This window comes from Kitasatospora terrestris, assembly GCF_039542905.1.
GTDB lineage: Bacteria > Actinomycetota > Actinomycetes > Streptomycetales > Streptomycetaceae > Kitasatospora > Kitasatospora terrestris.
In genome coordinates, this window is the sequence record NZ_BAABIS010000001.1 from 283,295 (window position 1) to 306,689 (window position 23,395).

27 protein-coding genes are annotated in these 23,395 nt (G+C 75.1%); 18 read left to right on the forward strand and 9 right to left on the reverse strand.

What is annotated here, in order from left to right; translation table 11 throughout:
* Positions 1-14: 14 nt before the first annotated feature.
* Positions 15-1,706, reverse strand: a complete 1,692-nt coding sequence (locus ABEB06_RS01320) for a glycoside hydrolase family 99 protein (protein ID WP_345694882.1) — start codon at positions 1,704-1,706, stop codon at positions 15-17.
* A gap of 193 nt (positions 1,707-1,899) precedes the next feature.
* On the opposite strand from ABEB06_RS01320, the gene ABEB06_RS01325 reads away from it, so the two are divergent.
* On the forward strand, positions 1,900-2,508 hold the full coding sequence (locus tag ABEB06_RS01325; RefSeq protein WP_345694883.1) for a hypothetical protein: 609 nt from the start codon (positions 1,900-1,902) through the stop codon (positions 2,506-2,508).
* Positions 2,509-2,540: 32 nt separating this feature from the next.
* Positions 2,541-3,914 (forward strand): GNAT family N-acetyltransferase, encoded by a 1,374-nt coding sequence (locus ABEB06_RS01330; RefSeq protein ID WP_345694884.1) that lies wholly within the window; start codon positions 2,541-2,543, stop codon positions 3,912-3,914.
* A gap of 9 nt (positions 3,915-3,923) precedes the next feature.
* Here ABEB06_RS01330 and ABEB06_RS01335 read toward each other — a convergent pair whose 3' ends face one another.
* Together ABEB06_RS01335 and ABEB06_RS01340 are read right to left on the reverse strand one after the other, a co-directional pair.
* Positions 3,924-4,766: a hypothetical protein gene (locus ABEB06_RS01335; protein WP_345694885.1), complete on the reverse strand. Its 843-nt coding sequence runs from the start codon at positions 4,764-4,766 to the stop codon at positions 3,924-3,926.
* A 187-nt stretch (positions 4,767-4,953) separates the two neighbouring features.
* A complete protein-coding gene (locus ABEB06_RS01340) occupies positions 4,954-5,256 on the reverse strand; it encodes a putative quinol monooxygenase (RefSeq protein ID WP_345694886.1) in 303 nt (100 codons plus the stop codon).
* 105 nt (positions 5,257-5,361) lie between these two features.
* On the opposite strand from ABEB06_RS01340, the gene ABEB06_RS01345 reads away from it, so the two are divergent.
* Positions 5,362-5,802 carry an SCO4402 family protein gene (locus tag ABEB06_RS01345; RefSeq protein ID WP_345694887.1) on the forward strand — a complete coding sequence of 147 codons (441 nt, stop codon included), beginning with the start codon at positions 5,362-5,364 and terminating at the stop codon, positions 5,800-5,802.
* Between the two features lie 9 nt (positions 5,803-5,811).
* Here the strand turns inward: ABEB06_RS01345 and ABEB06_RS01350 are convergent, their stop codons facing one another.
* The 3 genes from ABEB06_RS01350 to ABEB06_RS01360 all read right to left on the reverse strand — a co-directional run bounded on the left by ABEB06_RS01350 (position 5,812) and on the right by ABEB06_RS01360 (position 8,615).
* A complete protein-coding gene (locus tag ABEB06_RS01350; RefSeq protein WP_345694888.1) occupies positions 5,812-6,231 on the reverse strand; it encodes a VOC family protein in 420 nt (139 codons plus the stop codon).
* Positions 6,232-6,371: 140 nt separating this feature from the next.
* On the reverse strand, positions 6,372-7,631 hold the full coding sequence (locus ABEB06_RS01355) for a DUF6493 family protein (RefSeq protein ID WP_345694889.1): 1,260 nt from the start codon (positions 7,629-7,631) through the stop codon (positions 6,372-6,374).
* A gap of 231 nt (positions 7,632-7,862) precedes the next feature.
* A complete protein-coding gene (locus tag ABEB06_RS01360) occupies positions 7,863-8,615 on the reverse strand; it encodes a hypothetical protein (protein ID WP_345694890.1) in 753 nt (250 codons plus the stop codon).
* Between the two features lie 231 nt (positions 8,616-8,846).
* Here ABEB06_RS01360 and ABEB06_RS01365 point away from each other — a divergent pair, with 231 nt between their 5' ends.
* From ABEB06_RS01365 to ABEB06_RS01385, 5 genes are all read left to right on the forward strand, one after another.
* The gene (locus ABEB06_RS01365; RefSeq protein ID WP_345694891.1) at positions 8,847-9,515 is read left to right on the forward strand and encodes a hypothetical protein; all 669 of its coding nucleotides are present in this window, start codon (positions 8,847-8,849) and stop codon (positions 9,513-9,515) included.
* A complete protein-coding gene (locus tag ABEB06_RS01370; protein ID WP_345694892.1) occupies positions 9,505-10,179 on the forward strand; it encodes a class F sortase in 675 nt (224 codons plus the stop codon). Before ABEB06_RS01365 ends, ABEB06_RS01370 begins: the two co-directional genes overlap by 11 nt.
* A gap of 53 nt (positions 10,180-10,232) precedes the next feature.
* A complete protein-coding gene (locus tag ABEB06_RS01375) occupies positions 10,233-10,754 on the forward strand; it encodes a MarR family winged helix-turn-helix transcriptional regulator (RefSeq protein ID WP_345694893.1) in 522 nt (173 codons plus the stop codon).
* A 93-nt stretch (positions 10,755-10,847) separates the two neighbouring features.
* Entirely contained in the window at positions 10,848-11,420 is a 573-nt protein-coding gene (locus ABEB06_RS01380; RefSeq protein ID WP_345694894.1) for a hypothetical protein, read from the forward strand.
* Positions 11,417-12,283 (forward strand): NmrA family NAD(P)-binding protein, encoded by an 867-nt coding sequence (locus ABEB06_RS01385; RefSeq protein WP_345694895.1) that lies wholly within the window; start codon positions 11,417-11,419, stop codon positions 12,281-12,283. The genes ABEB06_RS01380 and ABEB06_RS01385 overlap by 4 nt, the downstream gene beginning before the upstream one ends.
* 95 nt (positions 12,284-12,378) lie before the next feature.
* Here the strand turns inward: ABEB06_RS01385 and ABEB06_RS01390 are convergent, their stop codons facing one another.
* Complete coding sequence (locus ABEB06_RS01390; protein ID WP_345694896.1) at positions 12,379-13,032, reverse strand: HD domain-containing protein; 654 nt, start codon at positions 13,030-13,032, stop codon at positions 12,379-12,381.
* 70 nt (positions 13,033-13,102) lie between these two features.
* Here ABEB06_RS01390 and ABEB06_RS01395 point away from each other — a divergent pair, with 70 nt between their 5' ends.
* From ABEB06_RS01395 to ABEB06_RS01420, 6 genes are all read left to right on the forward strand, one after another.
* The gene (locus ABEB06_RS01395) at positions 13,103-14,086 is read left to right on the forward strand and encodes a GlxA family transcriptional regulator (RefSeq protein WP_345694897.1); all 984 of its coding nucleotides are present in this window, start codon (positions 13,103-13,105) and stop codon (positions 14,084-14,086) included.
* Between the two features lie 461 nt (positions 14,087-14,547).
* On the forward strand, positions 14,548-14,703 hold the full coding sequence (locus tag ABEB06_RS01400; RefSeq protein WP_345694898.1) for a hypothetical protein: 156 nt from the start codon (positions 14,548-14,550) through the stop codon (positions 14,701-14,703).
* On the forward strand, positions 14,700-14,891 hold the full coding sequence (locus tag ABEB06_RS01405) for a hypothetical protein (protein WP_345694899.1): 192 nt from the start codon (positions 14,700-14,702) through the stop codon (positions 14,889-14,891). Before ABEB06_RS01400 ends, ABEB06_RS01405 begins: the two co-directional genes overlap by 4 nt.
* Positions 14,888-15,787 carry a pyrroloquinoline quinone biosynthesis protein PqqB gene (pqqB, locus tag ABEB06_RS01410; RefSeq protein WP_345694900.1) on the forward strand — a complete coding sequence of 300 codons (900 nt, stop codon included), beginning with the start codon at positions 14,888-14,890 and terminating at the stop codon, positions 15,785-15,787. Before ABEB06_RS01405 ends, pqqB begins: the two co-directional genes overlap by 4 nt.
* An 86-nt stretch (positions 15,788-15,873) precedes the next feature.
* Positions 15,874-17,511 (forward strand): serine/threonine-protein kinase, encoded by a 1,638-nt coding sequence (locus ABEB06_RS01415; protein WP_345694901.1) that lies wholly within the window; start codon positions 15,874-15,876, stop codon positions 17,509-17,511.
* A gap of 55 nt (positions 17,512-17,566) precedes the next feature.
* Positions 17,567-18,016, forward strand: a complete 450-nt coding sequence (locus ABEB06_RS01420; protein ID WP_345694902.1) for a type III secretion system chaperone family protein — start codon at positions 17,567-17,569, stop codon at positions 18,014-18,016.
* A 56-nt stretch (positions 18,017-18,072) separates the two neighbouring features.
* On the opposite strand, the gene ABEB06_RS01425 is transcribed toward ABEB06_RS01420, so the two are convergent.
* Positions 18,073-18,627: a GNAT family N-acetyltransferase gene (locus tag ABEB06_RS01425; protein ID WP_345694903.1), complete on the reverse strand. Its 555-nt coding sequence runs from the start codon at positions 18,625-18,627 to the stop codon at positions 18,073-18,075.
* A 298-nt stretch (positions 18,628-18,925) separates the two neighbouring features.
* On the opposite strand from ABEB06_RS01425, the gene ABEB06_RS01430 reads away from it, so the two are divergent.
* The gene (locus tag ABEB06_RS01430; protein ID WP_345694904.1) at positions 18,926-19,546 is read left to right on the forward strand and encodes a hypothetical protein; all 621 of its coding nucleotides are present in this window, start codon (positions 18,926-18,928) and stop codon (positions 19,544-19,546) included.
* 13 nt (positions 19,547-19,559) lie between these two features.
* Here the strand turns inward: ABEB06_RS01430 and ABEB06_RS01435 are convergent, their stop codons facing one another.
* Positions 19,560-20,060 (reverse strand): hypothetical protein, encoded by a 501-nt coding sequence (locus ABEB06_RS01435; protein WP_345694905.1) that lies wholly within the window; start codon positions 20,058-20,060, stop codon positions 19,560-19,562.
* Positions 20,061-20,194: 134 nt separating this feature from the next.
* On the opposite strand from ABEB06_RS01435, the gene pip reads away from it, so the two are divergent.
* The 3 genes from pip (at position 20,195) to ABEB06_RS01450 (ending at position 23,262) form a co-directional block, all read left to right on the forward strand.
* Positions 20,195-21,151 carry a prolyl aminopeptidase gene (gene pip, locus ABEB06_RS01440; RefSeq protein WP_345694906.1) on the forward strand — a complete coding sequence of 319 codons (957 nt, stop codon included), beginning with the start codon at positions 20,195-20,197 and terminating at the stop codon, positions 21,149-21,151.
* 64 nt (positions 21,152-21,215) lie between these two features.
* Positions 21,216-21,713 (forward strand): MarR family winged helix-turn-helix transcriptional regulator, encoded by a 498-nt coding sequence (locus ABEB06_RS01445; RefSeq protein WP_345694907.1) that lies wholly within the window; start codon positions 21,216-21,218, stop codon positions 21,711-21,713.
* A 91-nt stretch (positions 21,714-21,804) separates the two neighbouring features.
* Positions 21,805-23,262, forward strand: a complete 1,458-nt coding sequence (locus ABEB06_RS01450; RefSeq protein WP_345694908.1) for an MFS transporter — start codon at positions 21,805-21,807, stop codon at positions 23,260-23,262.
* Positions 23,263-23,395: the final 133 nt, after the last annotated feature.

The window sequence follows — 23,395 nt, forward strand, 5'->3', positions numbered from 1 at the left end:
TCACCGGTCGGCCGTCAGTTCTCCCACACCTGGAGCTCCGCGACCTGCCCGGCCGGCCAGCCGGTGTTCGCGGTGAACACCAGGCGCAGGTACCGGACGCCCGGCGCCGCGGGCAGAGCGATCGTCGCGCTGTTGCCGCTCGCCGGGTCGAAGCGGTACCCGGCGGGCGCGAGCAGCCGGGTGAAGGCGGTGCCGTCGGTGCTGCCCTGGACCTCCACGGTCTGGGTGCGGGCGCCCCAGGCGGCCGGCAGCGGCACCGAGAGCACGATCCTGCGCACCGCGTACACCGACCCGAGGTCGGTCTGCAGCCACTGCGGGAAGGCGTTGTTGACGCTCTCCCAGTAGCTGTTGGGGTCGCCGTCGACCGCGTTGCCGGACCCGTAGGCCTGGGTGTGGCCGCTCTCCGAGGTCGGCCGGCGCAGCGCGAGGTCGACCGGGACGGGCGGCGGGGTGGTGCCGCCGGGCATCGGCACGGTGGGGCGGACGGGGGTGACCGGGGCCTGGCCCTTGAGCATCCGGCCGCCGTCGCCGGTCAGGCGCAGGTAGTAGTCGGACGAGCACGCGGTGCCGTCCTCGTCGAGGCCGAGCAGGCCGGACCCGGCGGGGATCCAGGCCTGGGACTCGGCGGTCTTGGCGATCTGGTTGCCCTCGTTGTACTCGTCGAACATCGAGACGTAGACGCTGGGCACGCCGGCCCGCGCCATGTTCCAGAACTGCCGCCACATGAAGTCGCCGTGCGCGCGCTGCCGGTCGCCGACGCCGCCGGGCAGCACGCACGGCTGGTAGTCGATGCCGCGCGCGGTGCACTCGGCGAGGTCGGGCACGGTGGCGACGTTGTAGAAGTTGTCGGCGTCCCCGGCGTTGCCGATCCGGCCGACCATCCAGGGCGAGAGCATGTCGAAGGCGTGGTAGACGTCGGCGAAGCCGGGCCGGGAGTCCCGGTCGCCGGTGCGCCACCAGGTGGGCACCCCGCCGATCACGTAACAGCCCTGCGCCTTGAACCAGTTGACCACGTCCAGGCAGGCCGCCGGGGTGAACGGGCGCTGGTTGTCGTTGAAGCCGAAGCCCCAGATGCACACCACCGGCCTGCCGTTCTGCCGGGCGTAGGCGGGCGAGGCGGTGTGCGCCCGCATCTTCGTGGTCCAGTCGGTCTTGATGTCCGACTGCATGGTGAGCCAGTCGGAGACGTCGTACATGACGTAGAACTTGACGCCCTGCGACTCGGCGGCGCTGCGCACCTTGCCGGCCATCGCGTCGCGGGTCGGGCCCTCGCCGCCGGTCGGGTTGAAGCGCTGCAGCGCGGCGGTGTCGATGCCGTACTGCTTCATCCAGCGGAAGTGCAGGTCGACGGTGGCCTGGTCGTAGGAGGAGAACAGCGCGGCCGGCTGCCCGTTGCCGAGCGCGGGGAAGGCGGTGCGGTACGTCGCCGGGTACTCGCGCACGTCCGGCCAGGCGACGATCGAGCTGTTGGACGGCGACGGGGCCTGGCCCCAGTTGCGCGCCCAGTGCCACCAGCCGTTGATCGGCGCGCCGTCGCCGGGGCAGGCGAACCAGCCCTGGTACCCGACCGTCACCTTGCCCACCACGTCGCCCGGCGCGCTCGCCGCCGCCGCGGACGCGGCCGCGGCCGCCTCGCCGAGGCCCACCACCCCGGCCACTCCCGCCGCCGTGGCCGCCTGCAGGAACACCCGCCGTGTCACACCCATACCGAAATCCCTCCGTACGATCGACCGTTCAGGGGAGAACAGCGGACCTGAGGGCACGCCAGCGACGCGGTCCGACCAGCGGGAGCGTAACGACCCTGACCCACCGCAGCAATACACGCGACACACTCTGCAAATATCTGACGCGATAGCAGCAAAAAACATCCCGGCCGACTCTGGTCCACAATCTGACGGCATGGACGTCCCCGCGCTGCTCGAAGCCGCCTGCCTGCTGGTCCCCGCCGCGACCGCCACCGAGAACGACCTCACGGTGGACGACGTCTGGGAGCACCTCGCCCACGACGACTGGGAGACCGCGCTCGGCCTGCTGGAGTCGCTCGGCGACGCCCGCCCGCTCCCGCTCGACTTCTGGGCGGATCTCGCAGGCGCCGCCGAGCAGTTGCGACTCGAGCGCAGCGCCGCCTGGTGCCGCTGGCGGTGGAACGAGACCCGCCGCGGGGTCATCCGCGCCGGCCTCACCCTCGAGCCCGCCGCCGAGAACCGCCGACGGACGCCCTTCGCGGGCGCCGGCGCGCTGCGGCCGTTGTGGGACATCGGCCACCGCGCGCCCGACGGCGGACCCGCCTTCGACGTCGCCGCCCTCTGGGTCGAGCACACCCCGTTCCTCGCACCCGGCGAACACGCCACCGTCCGCCTCGCGCCGCTCGATCCCGCGCGGTGGCGGCACCTGCGCCCGGGGCACCGGATCACCATGCACGAGGGCCGGCCGGTGGGCGGCACCGCGACCGTCCTGGAGGTCCTCCACCCGGCCGGTGACGGTTCGAGCACGGAGGCAATTCGGTAGCAGCCACCGGTGCGCTCGTGTTGAATCGCCGGGTGAGCCACGTCGCCAACCTGATGCTGTCCGTCGACACCGCCGACCGTCCCACCGCCGAAGCGCTCAGCAGGTGGCTGCAGACCGACGCCCCCAGGCGCGGCCTCGGGCCGGGCGCCACCGGGTACGTCGGCGCGCTCGGCGGGACCACCGACCGCGACACCCGCTGGGGCGGCAGCAAGTACCCCGAGTGCGACGTGTACGCCGGTGCCCTCGACCACGCCGACCTGCCCGGTGTCCTCGCGCACGTCGAGCGGCTGCCCTGGCGGCGCCCCGAGTTCGTGCAGCTCTTCCTGAAGGACCAGGAGGAGGAGTACTTCCGGGTGTGGATGTTCCACGGCCCGGCGCTGCGCCAACTCGCCCCCGAGCGGCTGGAGGACGAGACCTGGCCGGACGGCGGCCCCTCCGACGTCGACACCCGCTTCGCGCTCGCCGCCGACGCCGAGGTCCTCGGCGACATGGTCGTCGAGGCGGTCAACTGGGCACCCGGCCGAGGCGCCTCCCGCGCGGACGTGCTCGCCGACCCGCGCAACGCCCGCTACGTCACCGGCTGGCCGCGCCGCGGCGACCTCGGCCTGGTCGCCGAGACCACCTGGGGACGCGCGGACACCGAGCCGTTCCCGGTCGGCGCCGCCTGGCTGCGCCGCTTCACCGCGGACGAGCCCGGCTACGGCTTCGTCGCCCCGGACGTCCCGGAGCTGAGCATCGCCGTCGTCGCGCCGGAACGCGGCAGGGGCCTCGGCGGCGTCCTGCTCGGCCGGCTCCTGCGCCTGGCCGCGGAGTCCGGCGTCGAACGGGTCTCGCTGAGCGTCGAACGCGACAACCCGGCCCGGCGGCTCTACGAGCGCCACGGCTTCCGGCTGCACGCGGACCCCGGGGGCGAGGCGTCCGTCACCATGGTCGCCGACCTCCGTACCCGCCCCGCGGCGGCGCTCCCGGACCACCCGGCCCACACCCGCCCCGTCGACGCCCGCCCGGTCCACGGCTCGCCGCACCACGTCGAGCTCTGGGTCCCCGACCTCGACCGGGCCGCGGCCGGCTTCGGCTGGCTCCTGGAGACCCTCGGCTGGACCCCGTTCCAGCGCTGGGACGCGGGCCGCAGCTGGCGCCTCGGCACCACCTACCTGGTCGTCGAGCAGTCCCCCGCCCTCACCGCGACCCGCCACGACCGCTGCCGCCCAGGGCTCAACCACCTCGCCCTGCACGTCCGGGACCGCCCCGCCCTCGACGCCCTGGTCGCCGAGGCGCCCCGGCACGGCTGGACCCTGCTCTTCCCCGACCGCCACCCGCACGCCGGCGGCCCGGACACCTACGCCGCCTACCTGGAGGACCCGGACGGCTTCGAGGTGGAGCTCGTCGCGGACGACCCCGAATGACCGGCGCCCTCAGGGCCGTTCGAAGTGCTGGAGCATGCCCCCGACCGAGAAGCACAGGGCGCCGGTGAGGGTGCCCCAGTTGGCGACGTCGGCGCTGACCAGGCTGGCGGTCGCGGGCCGGGTGTAGGCGGCGACGGCCGAGACCATGAAGAGGACCGAGCCGAGCTGGTTGACCGCGACGATCCACCAGCCGAGGCTGCGCGGCAGGACGCGGAACCGGCCGTGGCAGACCTCGACGAAGCCCAGGTGCCCGGAGATCAGGAACAGCACGCAGCCGATCACGTCGGGGGTCCAGATCAGCCGGTTGACCTGCTGGACGCTCAGCCCCTGCAGGAAGGAGTCCAGCAGGTTGATGCCGAACACCAGCGTGCCGGTGAACAGGACGAACGCGCTCAGCCAGTCGATCCGGGTCGGCTCGTAGCTCCACCAGCGCCACCGCCGGGTGTGCAGCCGCCCCTCGCCGCCGGGCTCGTGGCGGGGCGCGTTGACGACCTGGAGCAGCGAGACGTAGCCGCCGGTGTTGAAGAACAGCCCGCCGGCGAAGTAGATCGTGGCGGCCGTGGTGGCGTCGCCCGAGCCGAACTGGGCGACAGCGGCGCCGGCCGCGAACAGGGCGCCGCCGATGACGAAGGCGGTGGCCGCGATGGCGTTCAGCCTGCGCAGCCGCGCGATCGCCTCCTCGTCCGCGCTCGTGTGCCGCCCGGCGGGCGCGCCGGGTCGGTGGACGGCCATGACGCCCCGCCGCCGGGCGAGCCGCGACTCCCAGACGGCGGTGCCGCCGTCGGGCGGGTGCCAGGTGAGCCGGGTGGTGAACGGTCCCGCGCCTTCTGCGTGCTGCTCTGGCTCTCCCACGCGGCGACCCTAGACCGCCGGCCCGGCCACCGGCCGGACGAAACGCCGCAAACCGTTCGAATCGCACCGCGCCACCACTCCGCCGGCAACCCCACGACGCCCGACCTGTCGATCTCCCGACCGGCCCGACGGGACAGCGGGATGGCGGGACGGCGGGACGGCGGGACGGCGGGACGGCGGGACGGCGTCAGGCCACCGGCTCGACCTCGAGTTCCAGCACCTGCGCCGGGCCCGCGCGGAACGCCGGGCCGGCCGCGTCCGCCGCCACCATGTGCGGCGTGACGTCGTGCGCGGCCAGCGCCTCCCGCGACGCCCAGAGCTCCACGAGCACGAACCGGTCCGGGTCGCCCACCACCCGGTGCAGGTCGTACTGCAGGCACCCGTCCTCGGCCCGCACGACCGGCGCGAGCCGCTCGAACGCGTCCACCTGCTTTTGGCCGCGGCCCGGCAGAGTAGTAATAAGAATCTGAAGTCGTATCGGCTGAGACATGCCCGCGAGCGTAGATCACCTCGCCCGCGCGGGCACCGCGGTCTCACCACGCAAACACCCCGGGCGCACGACAGCGCCACTGCCCGGGTTCGGTACGCTCGGGCCGTGATCGATCATGGTGTCTCCCTGCCGCGCTACCGCCTGCACGTGGTGCCCGCCGTGGTGGCGCTGGCCAGCCCGGCGTGGCAGCGGGAGGTGTGGCTCGATCCGGCGGAGTTCGACGGCCTCGACCACATCGTGCACGTGCTCTTCGACGACTTCTGCGATGCGCGCGCGCCGCTGCCGTGGCTGGGGCAGTGCCTGCGCACCGAGCAGGAGGTCGAGCTGATGGCGCGGCTCGGCGCCGCGTTCACCGCCGCCCAAGAGGCGGTCGGCGCCGACGCCCCCGACGAGGCCTACCTGGACTCGCCGCTGTGGCCGACCGTGGTGGCCGCCGCGGCCCGGCTGGCCCAGGTGCTGGTGGCCAACGACCACGCGGCGCTGAGCGGCCTGCACGACGCGGGCCACAGCTGGCCCTCGGGGCGCACCGCGGCCTCCGGTGCCTGAGCCAGGCGCTCAGAGCACCAGGTCGTCGTTCTCGTCGAAGATCCAGCCGTCCTCGTGGAGCACCTCGAACAGGTGGCCGTCCGCATCCGTGAAGTACCCGCTGTGCCCCCAGGCGTTCGGGCCGGCCGGCCGGGTGACGGTGGCGCCGAGTTCGGCGGCCCTGGCCATGACCTCGTACACCTCCTCGGCGCTGCGGGCCACGTACGCGAGACCGAACCCGGCGAACCCGCCCGGCCCCCGGTCGGGCAGGCCCGCGTCGGCCGCGAAGGCCTCCCGCGACTGGAACGCGACCGCGACCCCGCCCAGTTCGAACAGCGCGAACTCGTCCGAGCCCGCCTTGGACCGCCGCCAGCCCAGCGCCTGGTAGAACGCCACGGAGGCGGCGACGTCCCGCACCCCGAGCAGGATCAGATTGAGACGCTGCCGCATGTAGTCCTCCTGGTGACCGGCTCTCGGCGGGTCATTCTGCCACCCCGCCACAACTGGTCTACACCACTCCCGGCCGGCCCGGGCCGCGTCGAACCCCGCCGGTTCCGCGAGGGGCGGCGAACCGGGCCCGGCCAGGACGTTCAGCGGGGCGTCGATGCCGACGGCACGGGCGGCAGCAGCTCCCGGTACGCCTCGGCGGGTGCAGGGGGTCCACCGCCGAAGAGTTCCCCGGCCCGGGCGGTGTGGGCCGGGTTGAGCAGTTCGGCGGCCGCCCGCAGCTGCGGGAGCACCGCCGTTCCGGCCCGGGGGAGATGACGGGCCGTCACCTGCAGGGCCCGGCCCTGCAGATCGGGGTCGGGGTGGCCGAAGGCGTGGGCCGTCGCGAGCACCACCTCGTCGGCCCGGGCCGGGTCGCGCCGCGCCGCGCCGTCCAGCCAGCCGAGCTGCGAGCGGACGAGCTTCTTCTCGGTGCGCACGAGCACCGCCGCCGAGGCCTCGGCGAGCAGGCCGGGGGGCAGCAGGCCCGCCTCGTCGAGCTCGGCCAGCACCCGCTGGGCCTGCGCGGCGACGAAGGGGAGCGCATCGAGCAGCGCGAGGTAGTTCCTGGCCCTGGCCGTCCGCTCCTCGGTGGTCGGGGCGAAGGTCTGCAGCAGCTTCAGGAAGACGCGCTGGTCGCTGGTCCGCCCGCCCCGGGCAAGCCGGGCCAGGCAGCGGTCGATCAGCTCTCCCCGGTCCAGCGTGCCCTGCTCGGCCAGCCGGACCAGGCAGGTCGGCCACCAGTCCTCGGGGCGCTGCTCGTCCGACGGGCCGTCCAGCGGGGAGCCGATCGCGTCGAGGTCGAACAGCCGTGGCGTCAGGAGCGGCACGAACGGGTCCTTCGACAGCCGTTCCCACAGGGTCGCACCGGTCACGACGACGATCGCGTTCCGGTGGGAGGAGTACGTCCAGGTCCGGCCGCGGCACCACTGCGTGACGAATCCGTCCGTGGTCGGCACCTCGCAGCCGGTCGTCAGCACCAGGTGTTCCAGCAGGTGGTACTGCCTCGTCGCCCAGGAGGCGGCCCGCCGCTCGGCCAGTGCGGCGACCAGCGCGCTCCGCCATTCCGCCGGCCGGCTCTCGATGACCGCCAGCAGAGCGGGCTGGTCCCAGCTGTCGTCCTGCCGGAACCCTGGGCCCCCCGTGCTCAGCCAGGCGGCCGCCGAAGTGGCGGTGTGGCAGCCGGCCCCCGCGACCATCAGCGCCCGGAGGACGTCGCGCTCGAGCCACCACTCCTCGCCGATCTCCCCGCGGACCTCCTTCAGCTCCGCGACGCAGTCGCGTCGCTGGGCCGGCGTCAGCCCGGCCAGTTCCCGGGCGACCCCGTCGGCGTCCCCCGCCCGCACCCGCTCGATCACCGTCACCGTGTCCCCTCCACTGCCGTGTTCCCCGCCCCGTCTGCGGCCGCCGCGCCCCTGGTCCGGGCACAGGCTCACCGCGAGCGCATGCTTGCACGGTCCGCGCCCGCCCCGGTACTTGGCTCACCACAGGCAGGTGCGGCTCGACTGCCCGTCCGGCCCCGTTCGCGCCCGCCGCACGTGGTCGTCCGCCGTCAGCACCACACCGCCGCCCTCCAGCCGCACGGCGCCCGCCCGTCAGCGGGGGCGGCGGCCTGTGAGGTGGTGCCAGCGGTCGCGGGCGGCGTCGAGTTCGCGGCGGGCCTCGGGGATCCGCGGGTCGGCCTCGTGGCGTGCCTCGACGTCCGCCAAGTGCCGTTTGGCGTGCTGCTGTCCGGCGGTGTCGGCGAGGGCCTCGGCGAGTTCGGCCTCGGCTTCCGGTACCAGGGTCTCGCGTTCGGCCTTGGCGCGTTTGGCGGCGGCGACCGCGTCGTGGACGTCGGCGACGAAGGCGCGTACGGCGGCCTCCGGGTAATCCTCCCGGGGGAAGGGCAGCACCTGCTGACGGCCTTTCGGCAGGATCAGGTGGACGTGGGTCTCGGCGCCGGCCGGGTCGGGCCGGATCGAGAGCTCGTCGAGCGGGTACTCGCCGGTGCGGCCGCCGGTGGTGACCTGGAGCGTGTACTGGTGGAGGCGGAGCGCGCCGAGCTCTCCGCGGGGGTTCCCGCGGCCGGGGTCCCGGAGGGCGGCGAGCCGGGCTTCGGCGTCGCGGACGCGGCGGCGGTAGGCGGAGGCGGCCGCGTCGACGCCGGAGGCCGCCGTCCGGTGCTCGCGCTTGGCGTCGCGTTGCAGCGAGGCCAGCCGGTCGCGCGCGCTGTCGAGGTCGCGCCGGTGCTCGTCGTACTCGCCGCCGAAGGCGTGCCGCCACTGCCCGGGGTAGCGGAGCAGCCGCCGGCCGATCGCGGCGGCGGCGACCAGGGCGATCAGGACTATGAGACCCGCGTAGCGCACGGTGTCCTCCCTGCGGTCGTGTGGGCGCCTGGTCGTCTTTCTGGGCAGTTCCCGGGGCGGTCAAACCCCCTGGCCGGATCCGGGGCGCGCGCCGGTGGATCTCACGCGGGCCGAACCGGTGAAAAATCACATTCGCCCGCGCGTCGCTGTCCGACACGCCGTCAGCCGGCACCAGGCTCGTCGCGTCCTTGTCCGCGTTCTCAGCCATCTCGGCTGTTCTGGAGCCCGTTGATGACCATCCGTACTTTCGCCGGCGCGGCCGCGCTCGCCGCCGCCCCGCTCCTCCTGCTGCCCACCGCGGCCCATGCCGCTCCGGGTGACAACGGCGACGTCAAGATCCATGCCTCGACCACGCCCGAGGACGACCAGCGCAACGACCCCCAGGTCTGCTCGTTCTACCTGGACGGGTTCAACTTCGACACCGTCCAGCAGGTCAGCTGGACCATCTCCCAGCAGCCGCCGACCGGCAACGCCCAGGTGCTGGCGGGCAACATCACGCTGGTCACGGGACACGGCCGGACCGCCGACTACTCGCTGCCGGACGGTCACTACAAGCTGCAGTGGACGTTCGCCGGCGAGAACGGCGCCGCGAAGCAGAAGGTCTTCACGGTCTCCTGTGCCAGCCCCAGCGCCAGCCCGTCCACCAGCAGCTCGCCGAGCGCGTCGGCGTCCGCGTCGACCTCGGCGTCCCCGTCCAAGTCCGCGTCCCCGTCGTCCACGGCTCCGGGGGGCGGTAACGGTCCGAGCGCCACGCCGCGCGGCGGTGTCGGTGCGGGCGGCGGCGGTTCGGTCCAGGAGCTGAGCGTGCCGGAGGTGGTCGGCGGTGCCGCGCTGATCGCCGGTGCGGCCGGGGCCGGCTTCTGGGCGCTCCGCCGCAACCGCCGCAGCGATGCGCACTGACGGACGGCATGCCCGTCGCCACCGCGCCGGCCGGCTGGTCGCCGGCGCGGTGGCGTCCGCCGTGCTGGGCGGGGCTTGGCTGGTCCACGACGGCATGACGACCTCTCATCCGCCGCAGCCGGGCGAGGGCGGGCCCGTCGCCCGGGGCTCCTCGGATCCGGGGCTGCCGGCACCGTCGCCGACCCTCTCCCCGAGGGTGGCCGCGTTGCCGGCCTCGCGGCCGACCCGGATACGCATTCCCTCGCTGAAGGTCGACGCGCCCGTCTCCGGCGTCGGTCTGGACGCGCGGGGAGAGCTCGACAGCCCTCCGTCCACCAACCGGAACCTGGTCGGCTGGTACCGGGGCGGCCCGGCGCCGGGCGCCGACGGGACGGCGGTCGCGGTCGGCCACGTGGACACCACCAAGGGCCCGGCGGTCTTCTACCGCCTGGGGCTGCTGCGGCCGGGTCTGACCGTCGAGGTCACCCGCGAGGACCGGCGCACGGCGGTGTTCACCGTGGACAGCGTCCGGCTGTACGCCAAGAGCGCCTTCCCGACCGACACGGTCTACCGCGCGACGGGGCAGGCCGAGTTGCGGCTGATCACCTGCGGCGGCGCGTTCGACGCGCGCACCGGCTACCAGGGCAACACGGTTGTCTTCGCGCACCTGACCGGCGTGCGGTGACCGGGTTCCGGCCCGCTTGACCGACGACATGGTTAGGCGCCATATTAGTTCCCGTGACCCAGTACCCCGAGGACGGGCTCGGCGCCCCCACCCTCGACCAGGCCCGCCGCCAGATCGCCCGCTACGGCATCGCGGCCGATCCGCAGGCGGTCCTGGTCGCGGCCCGGCTGATGGCGGCCGGCGCCCGGCTCGGACAGGCCGGCGAGGTGCACTTCGGCCGCTTCGGCCTCTCCACCGGCCGCTACCGGCTGCTGGCCGACCTGGAGGACCACGGCGGCGAGAAGTCGCCGTCCCAGCTCGCGGCCGGCCTCGGCGTCTCCCGGGCCACCGTGACGGGCCTGGTCGACGGCCTGGAGCGGGAGGGCCTGGTGGCCCGCCGGCCGTCCACCGAGGACGGGCGCGGCAACGTGGTGATCCTCACCGCGCGCGGTGCGGACAAGCTGCGCGACCTGGCGCCCGAGCACTACGCCCGGATGCAGGCGCTGGTCGGCGGGCTCACCCCCGAGGAGCGCGGCACCTTCCTCGACCTGCTGGGCCGCGTGGTCGCGGGCATCGACGCGCTCACCGCGGACTGAGACCTCCCCACCCAGGCGGGCCGCCCGGCGGCCCGCCTTCTTCAAGCCCCGATAGTTAGCTACCTAATCACTTATTCCACGAGAGGACAGCTCATGAACAGGAGGACCCCGGGCGCTCCGCCGCCCTTCGTCCTGTGGCGCGAAGTCCTGGTCGCGTACGCCATGCCCGCGCTGACGGCCGGGGCCGCCGGCGCGATCACCCACCAGCCCGAACTGGTGGCCGCGGCCCTCACCACCATCGGCGGCACCTCGGCGCTCGTCGCCGCCGCCCTCGGCGCCGCCCTGCGGCGCCGGCCGCTGCGCACCCGCCCCGCCCGCGCCCCGCGCGCGGTCGCGGCCGCCGCGGCGGGCCTGGCGGCCGCGGCGCTCGGCCTGGCCGTCGGACTCGCCGGCGCCCACGGGCTGCCGCACCTCCCGGCCCTCTCCGACAGCCCGTGGCCGGGCCGCCTGCCGGTCGACCTGCCGGTCTCCTCGGCGATCGCGGCCACCATCACCACCTGGCACTGGCGCGGCAGCCGCCGCCAACCCCGCCCGCAGGGCGCCCACGGAGCCCACGGCGCGCCCCGGCACCTCCCGTCCGCCGCACTCCGACCCGCCACCGCAGCCCGGCCGGGCACCGAACCCCCGCACGTCACCGAACCCCGACCCGAAAGGCAGTCGCCGTGATCGTCGTCATGGGCGCCGCCGGCGCCACCGGAGGCGCCACCCTGCGCAGCCTCACCGCTCTCGGCGTGCCCGTCCGCGCGCTGAGCCGCGAACCCGCCCGCCTCGCCGCCGCCCTGGACGCGCCCACGCTCGCCCGGACGGAGCTCCGCCCGGCCGACGCCGCCGACCCGCGCTCCCTGCGGGAGGCCCTCACCGGCGCACAGCAGCTCTTCCTCACCATGGCCAACGGCCCCCAGCAGGTCCGGTACGAGCTCGACGTGCTGGAGGCCGCGGTCGACTGCGGGGTGCGACACGTCGTCAAGGTCTCCGCACCCGCCGCCGAACCGGACTCCCCGGTCGCCGTCTCGCGCGGCCACCACCTGGTCGAGGAGCGGCTGCGCGGCCTCGGCCCGACCGCCACCGTCCTGCGGCCGTACGCGTTCCTGCAGAAGCTGCTGCTGCTCGCGCCCGGCGTCTCGGCCGCCGGGGTGGTGCACGGCGCGATGGGTGCGGCCCGCTGCAACTACGTCGACGCCCGCGACATCGGGGACTTCGCGGCCGCGGTGCTCACCCGCCCGGAGCTCGCCGGCGGCACGTACCCGCTGACCGGCCCCCGCGCCTACAGCTACCCCGAACTGACCTACCTGCTGGGCGGGTTGCTCGGTCGACCGGTCCGCTACCTCGACCTCGCCCCGGCCGAGCTGCGCGCCCACCTGGTCCACCGGGCCGGCCTGCCGGACTGGCTGGCCGCCCACGTGGTGGAGATCCAGCAGCTCGCGGTGGCCCGCGCGGAGACACCGGACGACACCTTCCAGCGTGTCACCGGCCGCACCCCCCGCACCCTGGAGGCCTTCCTCACCGAGAACCTCCCGCTCTTCCGCTGACCTGGGCCCGGCGCGACAGGCCCCGCGCCCCGCCCGGCGCGACAGGCCCCGCGCCCCACCCGGCGCGGGGCCTTGCCGCGTCAGGCGTCGCCGCCTCAGACGACGCCGGGCCAGGCGCTGCGGGCGGCGAGGGCGAAGTCGGCGACGGGGCGGCCCGGTTCGGCCTGGCGGAGGATCTCGTGGCCGAAGCTGAACAGCGGCGCCCCGGCCGGGTCGCGGCGGGCGTGGGCGGCGATCGCGGCGGGCAGTCCGCCGTCCGGCTCGAGGCGCGGGAACGCGGCGTGCACCCGGTCGGCGTAGCCGGCGGGCAGGGCGGCGGTGCCGCGGGCGACGACGTCGGCGCCGGCCCCGAGGTGGGTGAGCGCGATCTCCGGGCGCAGCCGGTGGGAGATGCCGACGGCGGTGTGCAGGGCGATGGCCTCCCAGACGGTTTGCACCCGCTCCTCGCCGACGCCGTGCTCGCGCAGGAACTCGGCCGCCAGGTCGGCGCCCTCGACCTCGAAGCGGTCGCCGCGCCCACCCGCGTCGGACAGGCTCGCGTCGTGCAGGACGCAGGCGAGGAAGAGCAGTTCGTCGTCGTAGTCGTGGCCCGGCCGCAGGCCCCGGGCCGCTCCGAGCTCCCGTCCGAAGAGGTAGCTGCGCACGCTGTGGTGGGCGATGGCGGGGGTCACCAGCCGTTCGGCCAGCGCGTGGGCCTGCCGGGTCAGCTCGGTGTCGGGAATCGTGAACTCGCGGTAGTGGTCGGTCATGCGTCGATCTTCCGGGCATGCCGACGGCCCCGACAGTGGCCGGAGTGACGCGGTGCGCTAGGTTCTGGCCATGCATGTGGTCGCGGTGCTGGCGCTGGACGGGGTGGTCGCTTTCGATCTGGCGGTGCCGGGGCAGGTGTTCGGCTCCAGCACGGGCGATCGCGGGGCGCCGCTGTACGAGGTGCGGGTCTGCACCGCGCCCGGCGGGGTGCGCGCGGCGCCGGCGTTCGGCGCGATGCGGCTGGAGACGCCGTGGGGGCCGGACGCGCTGCTCGACGCGGACACCGTCGTCGTCCCCGGGCACGAGGCGTTCCGCGAGCCGCCGCCCGAGGAGGTGCTGGAGCTGCTGCGCGCCGCGGCCGGTCGGGGTGCCCGGGTCGCCTCGATCTGCGTGGGCGCGTTCGTGCTGGCCGCGGCCGGCCTGCTGGACGGCATGCGGGCCACCACCCACTGGCGGCACGCGGACGAACTCGCCCTGCGCCACCCCGCGGTGGAGGTCGATCCGGCGGTCCTCTTCGTCGACAACGGCTCGGTGGCGACCTCCGCCGGGGTGGCGGCGGGCATCGACCTGTGCCTGCACCTGGTGCGCGGGGACCACGGCTCGACGGTGGCCGCCCGGACCGCCCGCCGGATCGTGATGCCGCCCCAACGCGACGGCGGGCAGGCCCAGTTCATCCGGCACGAGGCCCCCGGCGACAGCGGGACGGCGCTGCAGCCCACGCTCGCCTGGATGGAGGCGCAGCTGCACCGGCCGCTGACCCTGGACGAGATCGCCCGGCACGGCGCGACCAGCGTGCGCACCCTGACCCGGCGCTTCCGCGCGCAGCTCGGCACGACGCCGCTGCAGTGGCTGCTGCGGGCCCGGATCCACCGGGCCCAGCAGTTGCTGGAGAGCACCGACCTCCCGGTCGAACAGGTCGCCGCGGCAACCGGGTTCGGCTCGCCGGTCACCCTGCGCGCGCACTTCACCCGCGCGGTCGGGACGTCGCCCCGGGCGTACCGCAGCAGCTTCCGTGCCCGCCCGCCGGTGCCGCGCGGCGCCGGGCGGGCCTGAGCGGCGCAGCCGGTTCCCCCGACGGGACGGCGAGCGGCTCGGACCCGGCCTGGATCATCTGCTCCGGCACCCGCCCCGGCGGGCAGAACGGCGAGCCGCGCGGCTACGACCCGGTGCCGGTCGGCGGCACGCTGAAGCTGCGGCGCAGCTCCCCGCTCGGCACGGTGACCCGGTTCTCGATGCCCGCGACCGACGGCGGCAAGGTGTTCGTCGGCACCGAGGACGACACCTGGTCGCCTTCGGCCGGGCGGGCTCCTGCGCGGCCGCGGCCGTCACTCGTTCGAGCGCGATCGTGCCCGCAACGGCACGACCGGAGCGGCGCGCGCCCGCGGCGGCTCGTACGGTCCTGAGGCACGGAGCCCGCCGCCGCGGGCGCCCCGAACGGAGAGCACGAACCCCCGGAGAGAACGGAGAGCACGAACCCCGGGAGAGCACGAACCCCCGCCGTCCAGGAGGTCTCGATGAACACCGAACCCGTCCCCGGCCCGTCCCCCACCGCCCCGGCCGTGTCCGTGGCGAGCGCGCCGGCCGTCCGGCCCGCGTGGTCGGCGCCCGTGGTGGAGTGCCACCGCACCGGCGCCGAGGTCACCGCGTACGCGGCCCGGACCACCCGGTGACCGGACCGGTCGCCCGGCCGCAGGCCGCCCTCGACGCGCCGGCCTTCGAGTGCGACGTGCTGCGCGCCGCGCTGGACGCCGTCGAGCACGGCGCCACCGACCCGGCCTGCCGGCCCTCCCCCGACCACCACCCGATCACCGCGCCCGCCGCACCCGGCGGCCCGCTCGCACCCCGGAGTCCGCATTGAAGATCCGAATCCTCGGCACCGCCGCCGGCGGCGGCCTCCCGCAGTGGAACTGCGACTGCCCGGGCTGCGCCACCGCCCGCCGCACCGGCGCCCACCGCACCCAGGACTGCCTCGCCGTCAGCGCGGACGGCGAGGCCTGGTACCTGGTCAACGCCTCGCCCGACCTGCGCGGCCAGCTGCTGGCCGCCCCCGAGCTCGCCCCGGCACCCGGTACCCGTGACACCCCGCTGCGCGGCGTCCTGCTCACCAGCGCCGAACTCGACCACACCCTGGGCCTGCCGCTGCTGCGCGAGGCCGCCGAACTCACCGTCCACGCCGCCCTGCCGGTCCGCCACACCCTGCACACCGCCTTCCCGGCCGGACCGCTGCTCGCGTCCTACACCAAGGTGCACTGGCACACCGTCGCCGAGGGCCGGACCGTCGAGCTCGACGGCGGCCTGCGCGCCGAACCGATCGCCCTCGGCGGCAAGCGGCCCCGGTACGCCACCGACCTGCCCGGCGAGCAGTGGCAGGACCGCACCGACTGGGTCACCGGCTACCGCTTCACCGACGCCGCCGGGAGCGCCCGCATGGTGTACGCCCCCGGCGTGGCCGCGTGGACGCCCGCCCTCGACCGCGCCGTCGACGGCGCGGATCTGGTGATCCTGGACGGCACCTTCGCCACCGACGACGAGCTCACCGACCGCACCGGCGGAGCCCGCACCTCCCGGGACATGGGACACCTCGCCATCCACGACTCCCTCCCCCACCTCGCCCGGCACCGCGGCCCGCGCCACCTCTACACCCACCTCGACAACACCAACCCGCTGAACCACCCGCCCGGCCCCGCCACCGCCCGGGCCCTCGCCGAGGCCGGCGCCGCCGTCGCGACGGACGGCATGCTCATCGAGCTCTGACCGTCGGCCCGCCACCCCGCGCCGGGACGATCTATACTCCGTGTGCCCGACCGGGCGCGGTGTGTGCGGAACGGAGCGGGGGACGCATGGAGGTGGACACGGGGGCGACGATCATGCTTCCCGGACTCGTGGTCGTGCTCGGACTGGCGCTGGTGGTACGGCTGTTGTCCCTGCCACTGCTGACGGCCGCCCAGCGCGCGGCACGTCGGCGGACGGAGGCGGTCCGCGACGGCCGCCCCTCGGCCCTGGTCTCCCCGGCGGCCCTCGGCGAGCTGGTCCTGGGGCTGGCGGGGGGCGTCGGCCTCGTCGTGCTGATCCGCACCCAGGGCGTGTCCGGCTTCGGGGTGCTGACCGACTCGGTGGCGTTCGAGGAGACCGCCGAGTTCGCGATCGTCACCGACCTCGACTGGTCGACCGCACGGACGGTGTTCGTCGTCCTGACGCTCGTCCTGCTGGCCGCCGGGCTGCTGCTCTGGTTCCTGACCCAGCGGAACCTGCTGGGCACGGGCCCCGGCCGCCGCCTGGATCCCGCCACCCGCACCCGGCTGGCCCTCGTCCTCCTGCTCCGCGCGGCGGTCGGCGTGTTCGTCCCGTCCGGACTCGTGCTGGCCGCCCTGCTGGTGCAGGCCGTCGCGCTGCTCACCAGCCGGAGCGGGCTGCGGGCCTCCGTCACGCCCCCGGCCGGGCACCTGCCGCCCGTCCCGGCGGGCGCCCCCGCCCACCTGCCGCCCGTGCCGTCACGCCCGTCCGCGCAGCCGCCCGCCCACCCGGCCGGGTACGTGCCGACGCAGGCCGATGCGGGCCCGGTGGCGGCTCACCCGGTCCACCAGGCGCTCCGCCCCGGCGAGCCGCGCACCATCGGCGGCTACCGGCTGCTCGGCCGGATCGGCGCCGGCGGCATGGGGACGGTGTACCTCGCCCAGCGGCAGGGCGCCGCCACCCAGGTCGCCCTGAAGACCCTCAACCCCGAACTGCTGGACGACACCGAGCTGCTGCGCCGCTTCGAACGGGAGGCGCGGGTGCTGGCGATGGTCCCCGGCGACTACACCGCGCGGGTGCTGGACACCGGGGTGGACGCCGGACGCCCGTACCTGGCGATGGAGCTGCTGGACGGCCGGCCGCTCGACGTCCACCTGCGCGAGCACGGGCCGATCCGCGAGCCGCAGGCGCTGCGGGCGCTCGCGCTCGCGCTGGCCGTGGCGCTGTCGGAGGTGCACCGGCTGGGCCTGGTCCACCGCGACCTCAAGCCGGGCAACATCATGCTGACCACGGCCGGGCCGCGCCTGCTGGACTTCGGCATCGCCTCCATCGTCGACGGCACCCGGCTGACCCGGACCGGCGGTGGCCCCGGCACCCTCACCTACATGGCGCCCGAGCAGTTGGACGACGGCGCGGTCGGGCCGTCGGCCGACATCTGGGCGTGGGCCTGCTGCGTGGTGTGCGCCGCCCACGGCGCCAGCCCGTTCGCCGCGACCAGCACCGGCGCGGTGATCCGCCGCATCGTGGACACCGGGCCGGAGCCGCTCGCCCTCGGCGCCGTGCAGGCCCTCGACCCGGCCCTCGCGGCGGTCGTGACCCGGGCCCTGACCTCCGACCCGGCGGCCCGCCCGGCGGACGGCGCGGCGCTGGCCGAGCTCCTGGCGGCCCGTCCGGGCCCGTCGGCGCCGCTCGCCGACGCGGTGCGCGACCAGATCACCCGGGGCTGGCGCACCCTCGCCCTCTGAGCCCGAGCGGGGTGGCGCTCCGCCGACCGCCTACGATGGCGGGGGCGCTCCGCCCGTGACGACTCCCGAGGGGACCAGCCCCATCGCCGCCGACCTCGCGACCCTCATCCGGGACGCGCTCCGCCTCCTCGACCTCCCGGAGCTGCTGCCGCGGGAGCTGGACAGCCACGCGACCAGCACCGTCGACGTCCTCGGCCGCCCCGGTGTCTGCCTGGTCGCCACGGCCGACGGGCCGGTCGTGGTCTGGTCCCCGTTCGGCCCGTACGAGGAACGGATGGCGGCCGCGCTCGCCGTACCGTACCTCGCGCTGCACCTGGACTCCTGGTCCGAGCACTTCCACCTGGGCCAGCCCGCCTTGGTCCTGGAGCGCGGCCACCTGCGGCTCGTCGCGGAGCTCCGTCCGGAGGCCCTGGACTCGGCGCAGCGCCTGGCCGAGGCGCTGCTGGCCTACCTGGACCACCAGCACCGGGTCCACGACCTCGTCACCGCTGCGCTCCAGGCCTGAGTCCCCGCCCTCCAACGGGAGACGGGGGGCGCACCGGACGCCGGGCCGCGGAGGCGTCAGGCGGCGCCCCCCTGCGCGCGGGTCAGCCGCCAGACCTGGTCCTCGCCGCTCTCCGCCGGGGCGCGGCGCTCGGAGGGGCGGCGCAGGTGCTCGGTGAAGCCGAGCCGGGCCGGGACGGCCCCGCTGGCGAGGTTGGCCGGGTCGTGGACGATCTCGACCCACTCGACGCCGGGCAGGCGGAAGGCCTGCCCGACCACGGCCCGGGCCGCCCGGGTGACCAGGCCCCGTCCGGTCGCGGCCGGGTGCAGCCAGTACCCGATCTCGCGGGCGCACTCCGGTTCGCCCTCGGCGCGGAACAGCTCGATGGCCCCGACGATCGCGCCGTCCAGCACGATCGCGTAGCTGTACGCCTGCCCGCTCTCCCAGCGCTCGGCACGACCCGCCAGGAACTGGGCGGTCCGCTCCGGCGTGTGCTCGGGGACCCAGCCCATCCAGGGCCGCAGGTGCTCCAGCGACTCGTCGACGACGCGGGTGAACTCGGGCAGGTCCGCCTCGTCGAAGCGGCGGAGCGTCAGGTCGTCCAGGTCGATCACCGGCTGCGGAAGGTCCATCCCGGAAGCTTCGCGGCCGCTCCCCGCTCCGGCAACGGGTTTTCCCCTGGACGCGTCAGGGCCGCTGCGCGGGGGCGAGCCGCAGGGCCGCCCACAGGTCGAGGCGGTACTGCGGGTCGGTGGAGACCACGCCGGTGATCTCCCGTCCGAGCAGGTGGGTGCTGCCCGGGGCCCGGGCAACCTCCGGGTGGAGGTCGCCCTCCCCACCCGTCGGGACCCACAGGCGTCCTTCGCGCGGGCGCCGGCGCCCCGGGAAAATCGGCGGCGCGGCGGGCGGGCGCGCGGAACACTTCGGCGGGTGATCGTGATGCGGCCCGTCCTGGAGATCCTCGCCCCCGACGGCTTCGGGCTGTGGCCGGTGGCCGAGGTGGAGCCGTTCGCCTTCCTCGCGCTGCACGGCGGGCTCTCGCCCGCCGAGGTGGGGACGGCGGTGATGCGGATCGCGGGCTGCAACGACATCGACCCGGACGGCGACCGTCCGCCGCGGCCCGCCGACCCGCTCGGCTCGTTCCTGCACGGGCTGCTGACGTTCGAGCACCCGTTCGCGGCGGGCGGCCTGCGGGTCGCCGACTCCGTGAGCGGCACCGAGTTCCTGCCGGGCTGCTGCGACGGGCTGGAGGACTGGCGCGACTGGCACCGGCTCACCGACGGCGACGGAGTGCTCGGCTTCGGCCACGAGCCGGTGTCGCCGCTGGCGGAGCGCACCGGCGACACCCTGCGGCTCACGGTCGACAGCGAGCGGAGCGACAGTTCGGTGATCGAACTGTCCGCCGCCGCGCTCCCCCCGCTCCTTGCCGGAGTGGAGCGCGACCTGACGGACTTCCTGGCCCTGGCCACCGGCTGGGCGGCCCGGCACGTGCCCGACCACCGGGCCGGCGTGAGCGCCGCGCTCGCCCGGGTCCTCGACCTGCCCGCGTAGCGCCGGGCGGGCGTCAGGCGAAGGCGGTCTCGGTGAAGGCGATCCCGCCGCGGGCGTCGGGGGCGAGGACGAGCCGCGGCGAGTGCTGCGGCACCTGCCGCAGGTACTGCCGGAATCCCGAGGCCCGGAACCTCAGGTCGAAGGACTGGCCCTCGATGTGCCAGTGCGGGGCGTCCTCGCCGTCCTGCGGGTCGGCGCGCCGCAGCTGGTCGATGTCCAGGCTCAGCGGCAGCCCCGTGAAGGAGAGGTCGCCCACGACGTCCCGGACGTCCTCGAACACCAGCGTGGCGGGCGAGATCCAGAAGGTGAAGTGCTTCTCCGGCTCGACGGGGTAGACCCAGCGGATGATGTAGTCGATGTCCAGCATCAGGCGCGGCAGCGCGCCGTCGGCCGCTCCGGGCTGTACGCAGAGTCCGTGGATGGTGACCTGGTGCCACTCCATCTCGTCGAAGTCGGCGTCGCTCCAGACGGTCTTGCTGAGACCGGATTCCGCGTGGGTGGTGCCTGCGATCATGGTGACATCCAATCAGAGACCGACGGGCCGACGCCCACCGCGGCACTCCCGCGACAGTGACTCGGCCTCAAATCGCCTTTCAAGCTGCCGAGTTGCCATATGAAAATCCGATCGTCCCCGTAGGATCGTCGGTCATGGCCGACTATCCTCCGACCCACCCCTACGACACCGGCTTCCTCGACACCGGCGACGGCAACCGCGTGTACTACGAGCAGTACGGCAACCCCGACGGCAAGCCCGCCCTGGGGGTGCACGGCGGCCCGGGCGCGGGCTCGCCGCGGCGGCCGCTGCGGGCGTGGGATCCCGAGCGCTACCGGGTGATCCGCTTCGACCAGCGCAACTGCGGGCGCAGCACCCCGCACGCCTCCGACCCGGCGGCGGACATGCGGCTGAACACCACCTGGCACCTGGTCGACGACATGGAGCGGCTGCGCGAGCACCTCGGCGTCGAGCGGTGGCTGCTGAACGGCGCGTCCTGGGGCGTCACGCTGGCCCTCGCCTACGCGCAGCGGCATCCCGAACGGGTGAGCGAGATCATCCTCCAGGCGGTGATGACGAGTCGCCGCTCCGAGATCGACTGGCTCTACCGGGGCGCGGGCCGGTTCCACCCCGAGGCGTGGGACCGCTTCCGCGCGGGCGTCCCCGAGCGGGAGCGGGACGGCGACCTGCTCGCGGCGTACGCGCGCCTGATGGAGAGCCCCGACCGGGAGGTCCGGCGCCGGGCCGCCGCCGACTGGCTGGCCTGGGAGGACGCGGTGGTGTCGGGCGAGCCCACGGCCGTCGCGGGGATGTACGGCGACCGTGAGGTCGACGAGCAGATCGCGTTCGTCCGGATCTGCGCCCACTTCTTCAGCAACGGCGCGTGGCTGGCGGAGGACCAGTTGCTGCGCGACGCGCACCGGCTGGCCGGGATCCCGGGGGTGGTGATCACCGGCCGGCACGACATGGGCTGTCCGCCGCGGAGCGCCTGGGAGCTGGCCAGGGCGTGGCAGGGCGCACGGCTGCACATCTCCGAGGACTCGGGCCACGTCGGCAGCGCGGGCATGGTGCAGGTGGCCCGGGACGCCATCGAGGAGTTCAAGCACCGCTGACGGCCCCGCACGCCCCGGGATGGTTCCGCAGCGGACTATCCGCTGGCTGCCGTACCCTGGGGGGATGAGCACATCCCTTCCGGAACGGACGGCACGCGACCTGACCGGCATGCTGGTCCAGGCGGCCCACGCGATGAACACCCGGCTCGCGGTGGCGCTGGCCGAGATCGACAGCACGCCGCGCGCGCACTGCATCCTGCTGCACGCCATGGAGGCGCAGCGCACGCAGTCGGAGCTCGCCCAGATCGCCGGCCTGGACAAGACCACCATGGTCGTCACCACGGACGAACTGGAGCGCGCGGGCCTGGCCGAGCGGCACCCGTCCCCCACCGACCGGCGCGCCCGGATCATCGTGGTCACGCCCGCGGGCGAGGAGCTGGTGCGCCGCGGCGAGGTGATCGTCGACCGGGTGCACGCCGAGGCGCTGGACGGGATGTCGCCGGGCGAGCGACAGGTGTTCGTCGACGCGCTGACCCGCCTGGAGCAGATGCCCGCGGCGGACACCGTCCCGGCGGCCGGCACCGAGAAGCCGACGCGACGCCCCCGCCGACCCCGCCAGTAGTCCCGAAAGAAATCGTCTACTACAAAACTATCTGCTAACGTCTCTCTTGTTGCGCCGTGCCCGCGCACCCGTGGAACAGGAGAGAACTCCCATGCCCCGCACCCCCCGCTCGCGATGGCTGGCCCTGGCCGTCATCTGCACCGGAATGCTGATGATCGTCCTGGACGGGTCGATCGTCACCGTCGCTCTCCCGGCCATCCAGCAGGACCTCGGCTTCTCGTCCTCCGGCCTGGCCTGGATCGTCGACGCCTACGTGATCGCCTTCGGCGGCCTGCTGCTCCTGGCGGGCCGGCTGGGCGACCTGATCGGACGCCGGCGGATCTTCGTCGCCGGGCTGGCGGTCTTCACCGCCGCCTCGGTGCTCTGCGGCTTCGCGACCGATCCCGCCGTCCTGGTCGCCGCCCGTTTCCTCCAGGGCGCCGGCGGCGCGATGACCTCCGCGGTCAGCCTCGGCATGATCGTGGCGCTCTTCCCGGAGCCGGCCGAACGGACCAGGGCCTTCGGCGCGTTCGGCTTCGTCGGCGCCGCCGGGGCCTCGCTCGGCCAGGTGCTGGGCGGCGTGCTCACCCAGGGCCTGAGCTGGCCGTGGATCTTCTTCGTCAACCTGCCCATCGGCGTGCTGGCCGTCCTGGCCGGCCGGCGGCTGCTGGACGACGACCGCGGCCCGGGCCTGCGGGCCGGTGCCGACGCCCTCGGCGCGGTCCTGGTCACCGCCGGGCTGATGATCGGCGTCTACGCGATCGTCGAGGCCGCGTCGTACGGCTGGGCGTCCCCGCACACCGCCGGGCTCGGCGGCCTGTCGATCGCCCTGCTGGCGGCCTTCCTGGTCCGTCAGGCCCGCGCCGCGAAGCCGCTCCTGCCGCTGCGGATGTTCGCCTCCCGCACGGTGGTGGCCGCCAACCTCGTCCAACTTCTGATGCTCGCCGCGCTGTTCAGCTTCCAGGTGCTGGTCGCCCTCTACCTGCAGAACGTCCTGCACTACAGCGCCTCCCGCACCGGCCTGGCCATGCTGCCGGCCGCACTGACCATCGGCACCGTCTCGCTGGCCGTCTCCGCCCGCGCCATCGGCCGCTTCGGCGAGCGCACCACGCTGCTGGCCGGCCTGGCCCTGCTCACCGTCGGCCTCGGCCTGCTCGTCCGGCTGCCCGCCCACGACGCCCACTACGCCACCGACCTGCTGCCCACGATGCTCGCCGCCGGCGGCTTCGGTCTGGCGATCACCGCGCTCACCGCTCTGGGCATGTCCGGCGCCCGGCCGGAGGACGCGGGCCTGGCGTCCGGCCTGTTCAACACCACCCAGCAGGTCGGCGCGGCGCTCGGCGTCGCGGTCCTGACGACGGTCGCCTCCTCCCGCGGCAGCAGCCTGATCGCGGCGGGCACGGCTCGGGCGGAGGCGCTGACCGCCGGCTTCCACCTGGCCTTCGCCATCGGCGCGGGCCTGCTGCTCACCGCCCTGGCCGTCACCGCCGTCGCCCTCCGGCGGCAGCGGCAGCCCGCACCCGGGGCCGCGACGGCTCCCGCCGACGCGCAGGTGTCCGTCCACGTCTGACGGCCCTCCGCCCCCGCCGGCTCAGCCCGCCGCGCCGCCCCTCCCTCCGGACGAGCGGGCGCGGCGGCGGCGCGTTGCCCGCCGTCCTGCGCCCGTGAGAGCATCGGGGTCCAACGGTCCGTCATGTCCACGG

Bases quoted from the DNA above. Each gene is read 5' to 3' on its own strand.
- ABEB06_RS01320 (WP_345694882.1), bottom strand. From the start codon at position 1,706: ATGGGTGTGACACGGCGGGTGTTCCTGCAGGCGGCCACGGCGGCGGGA.
- ABEB06_RS01325 (WP_345694883.1), top strand. From the start codon at position 1,900: ATGGACGTCCCCGCGCTGCTCGAAGCCGCCTGCCTGCTGGTCCCCGCC.
- ABEB06_RS01340 (WP_345694886.1), bottom strand. From the start codon at position 5,256: ATGTCTCAGCCGATACGACTTCAGATTCTTATTACTACTCTGCCGGGC.
- ABEB06_RS01350 (WP_345694888.1), bottom strand. From the start codon at position 6,231: ATGCGGCAGCGTCTCAATCTGATCCTGCTCGGGGTGCGGGACGTCGCC.
- ABEB06_RS01365 (WP_345694891.1), top strand. From the start codon at position 8,847: ATGACCATCCGTACTTTCGCCGGCGCGGCCGCGCTCGCCGCCGCCCCG.
- ABEB06_RS01370 (WP_345694892.1), top strand. From the start codon at position 9,505: ATGCGCACTGACGGACGGCATGCCCGTCGCCACCGCGCCGGCCGGCTG.
- ABEB06_RS01380 (WP_345694894.1), top strand. From the start codon at position 10,848: ATGAACAGGAGGACCCCGGGCGCTCCGCCGCCCTTCGTCCTGTGGCGC.
- ABEB06_RS01390 (WP_345694896.1), bottom strand. From the start codon at position 13,032: ATGACCGACCACTACCGCGAGTTCACGATTCCCGACACCGAGCTGACC.
- ABEB06_RS01395 (WP_345694897.1), top strand. From the start codon at position 13,103: ATGCATGTGGTCGCGGTGCTGGCGCTGGACGGGGTGGTCGCTTTCGAT.
- ABEB06_RS01400 (WP_345694898.1), top strand. From the start codon at position 14,548: ATGAACACCGAACCCGTCCCCGGCCCGTCCCCCACCGCCCCGGCCGTG.
- ABEB06_RS01415 (WP_345694901.1), top strand. From the start codon at position 15,874: ATGGAGGTGGACACGGGGGCGACGATCATGCTTCCCGGACTCGTGGTC.
- ABEB06_RS01425 (WP_345694903.1), bottom strand. From the start codon at position 18,627: ATGGACCTTCCGCAGCCGGTGATCGACCTGGACGACCTGACGCTCCGC.
- ABEB06_RS01435 (WP_345694905.1), bottom strand. From the start codon at position 20,060: ATGATCGCAGGCACCACCCACGCGGAATCCGGTCTCAGCAAGACCGTC.
- pip (WP_345694906.1), top strand. From the start codon at position 20,195: ATGGCCGACTATCCTCCGACCCACCCCTACGACACCGGCTTCCTCGAC.
- ABEB06_RS01445 (WP_345694907.1), top strand. From the start codon at position 21,216: ATGAGCACATCCCTTCCGGAACGGACGGCACGCGACCTGACCGGCATG.
- ABEB06_RS01450 (WP_345694908.1), top strand. From the start codon at position 21,805: ATGCCCCGCACCCCCCGCTCGCGATGGCTGGCCCTGGCCGTCATCTGC.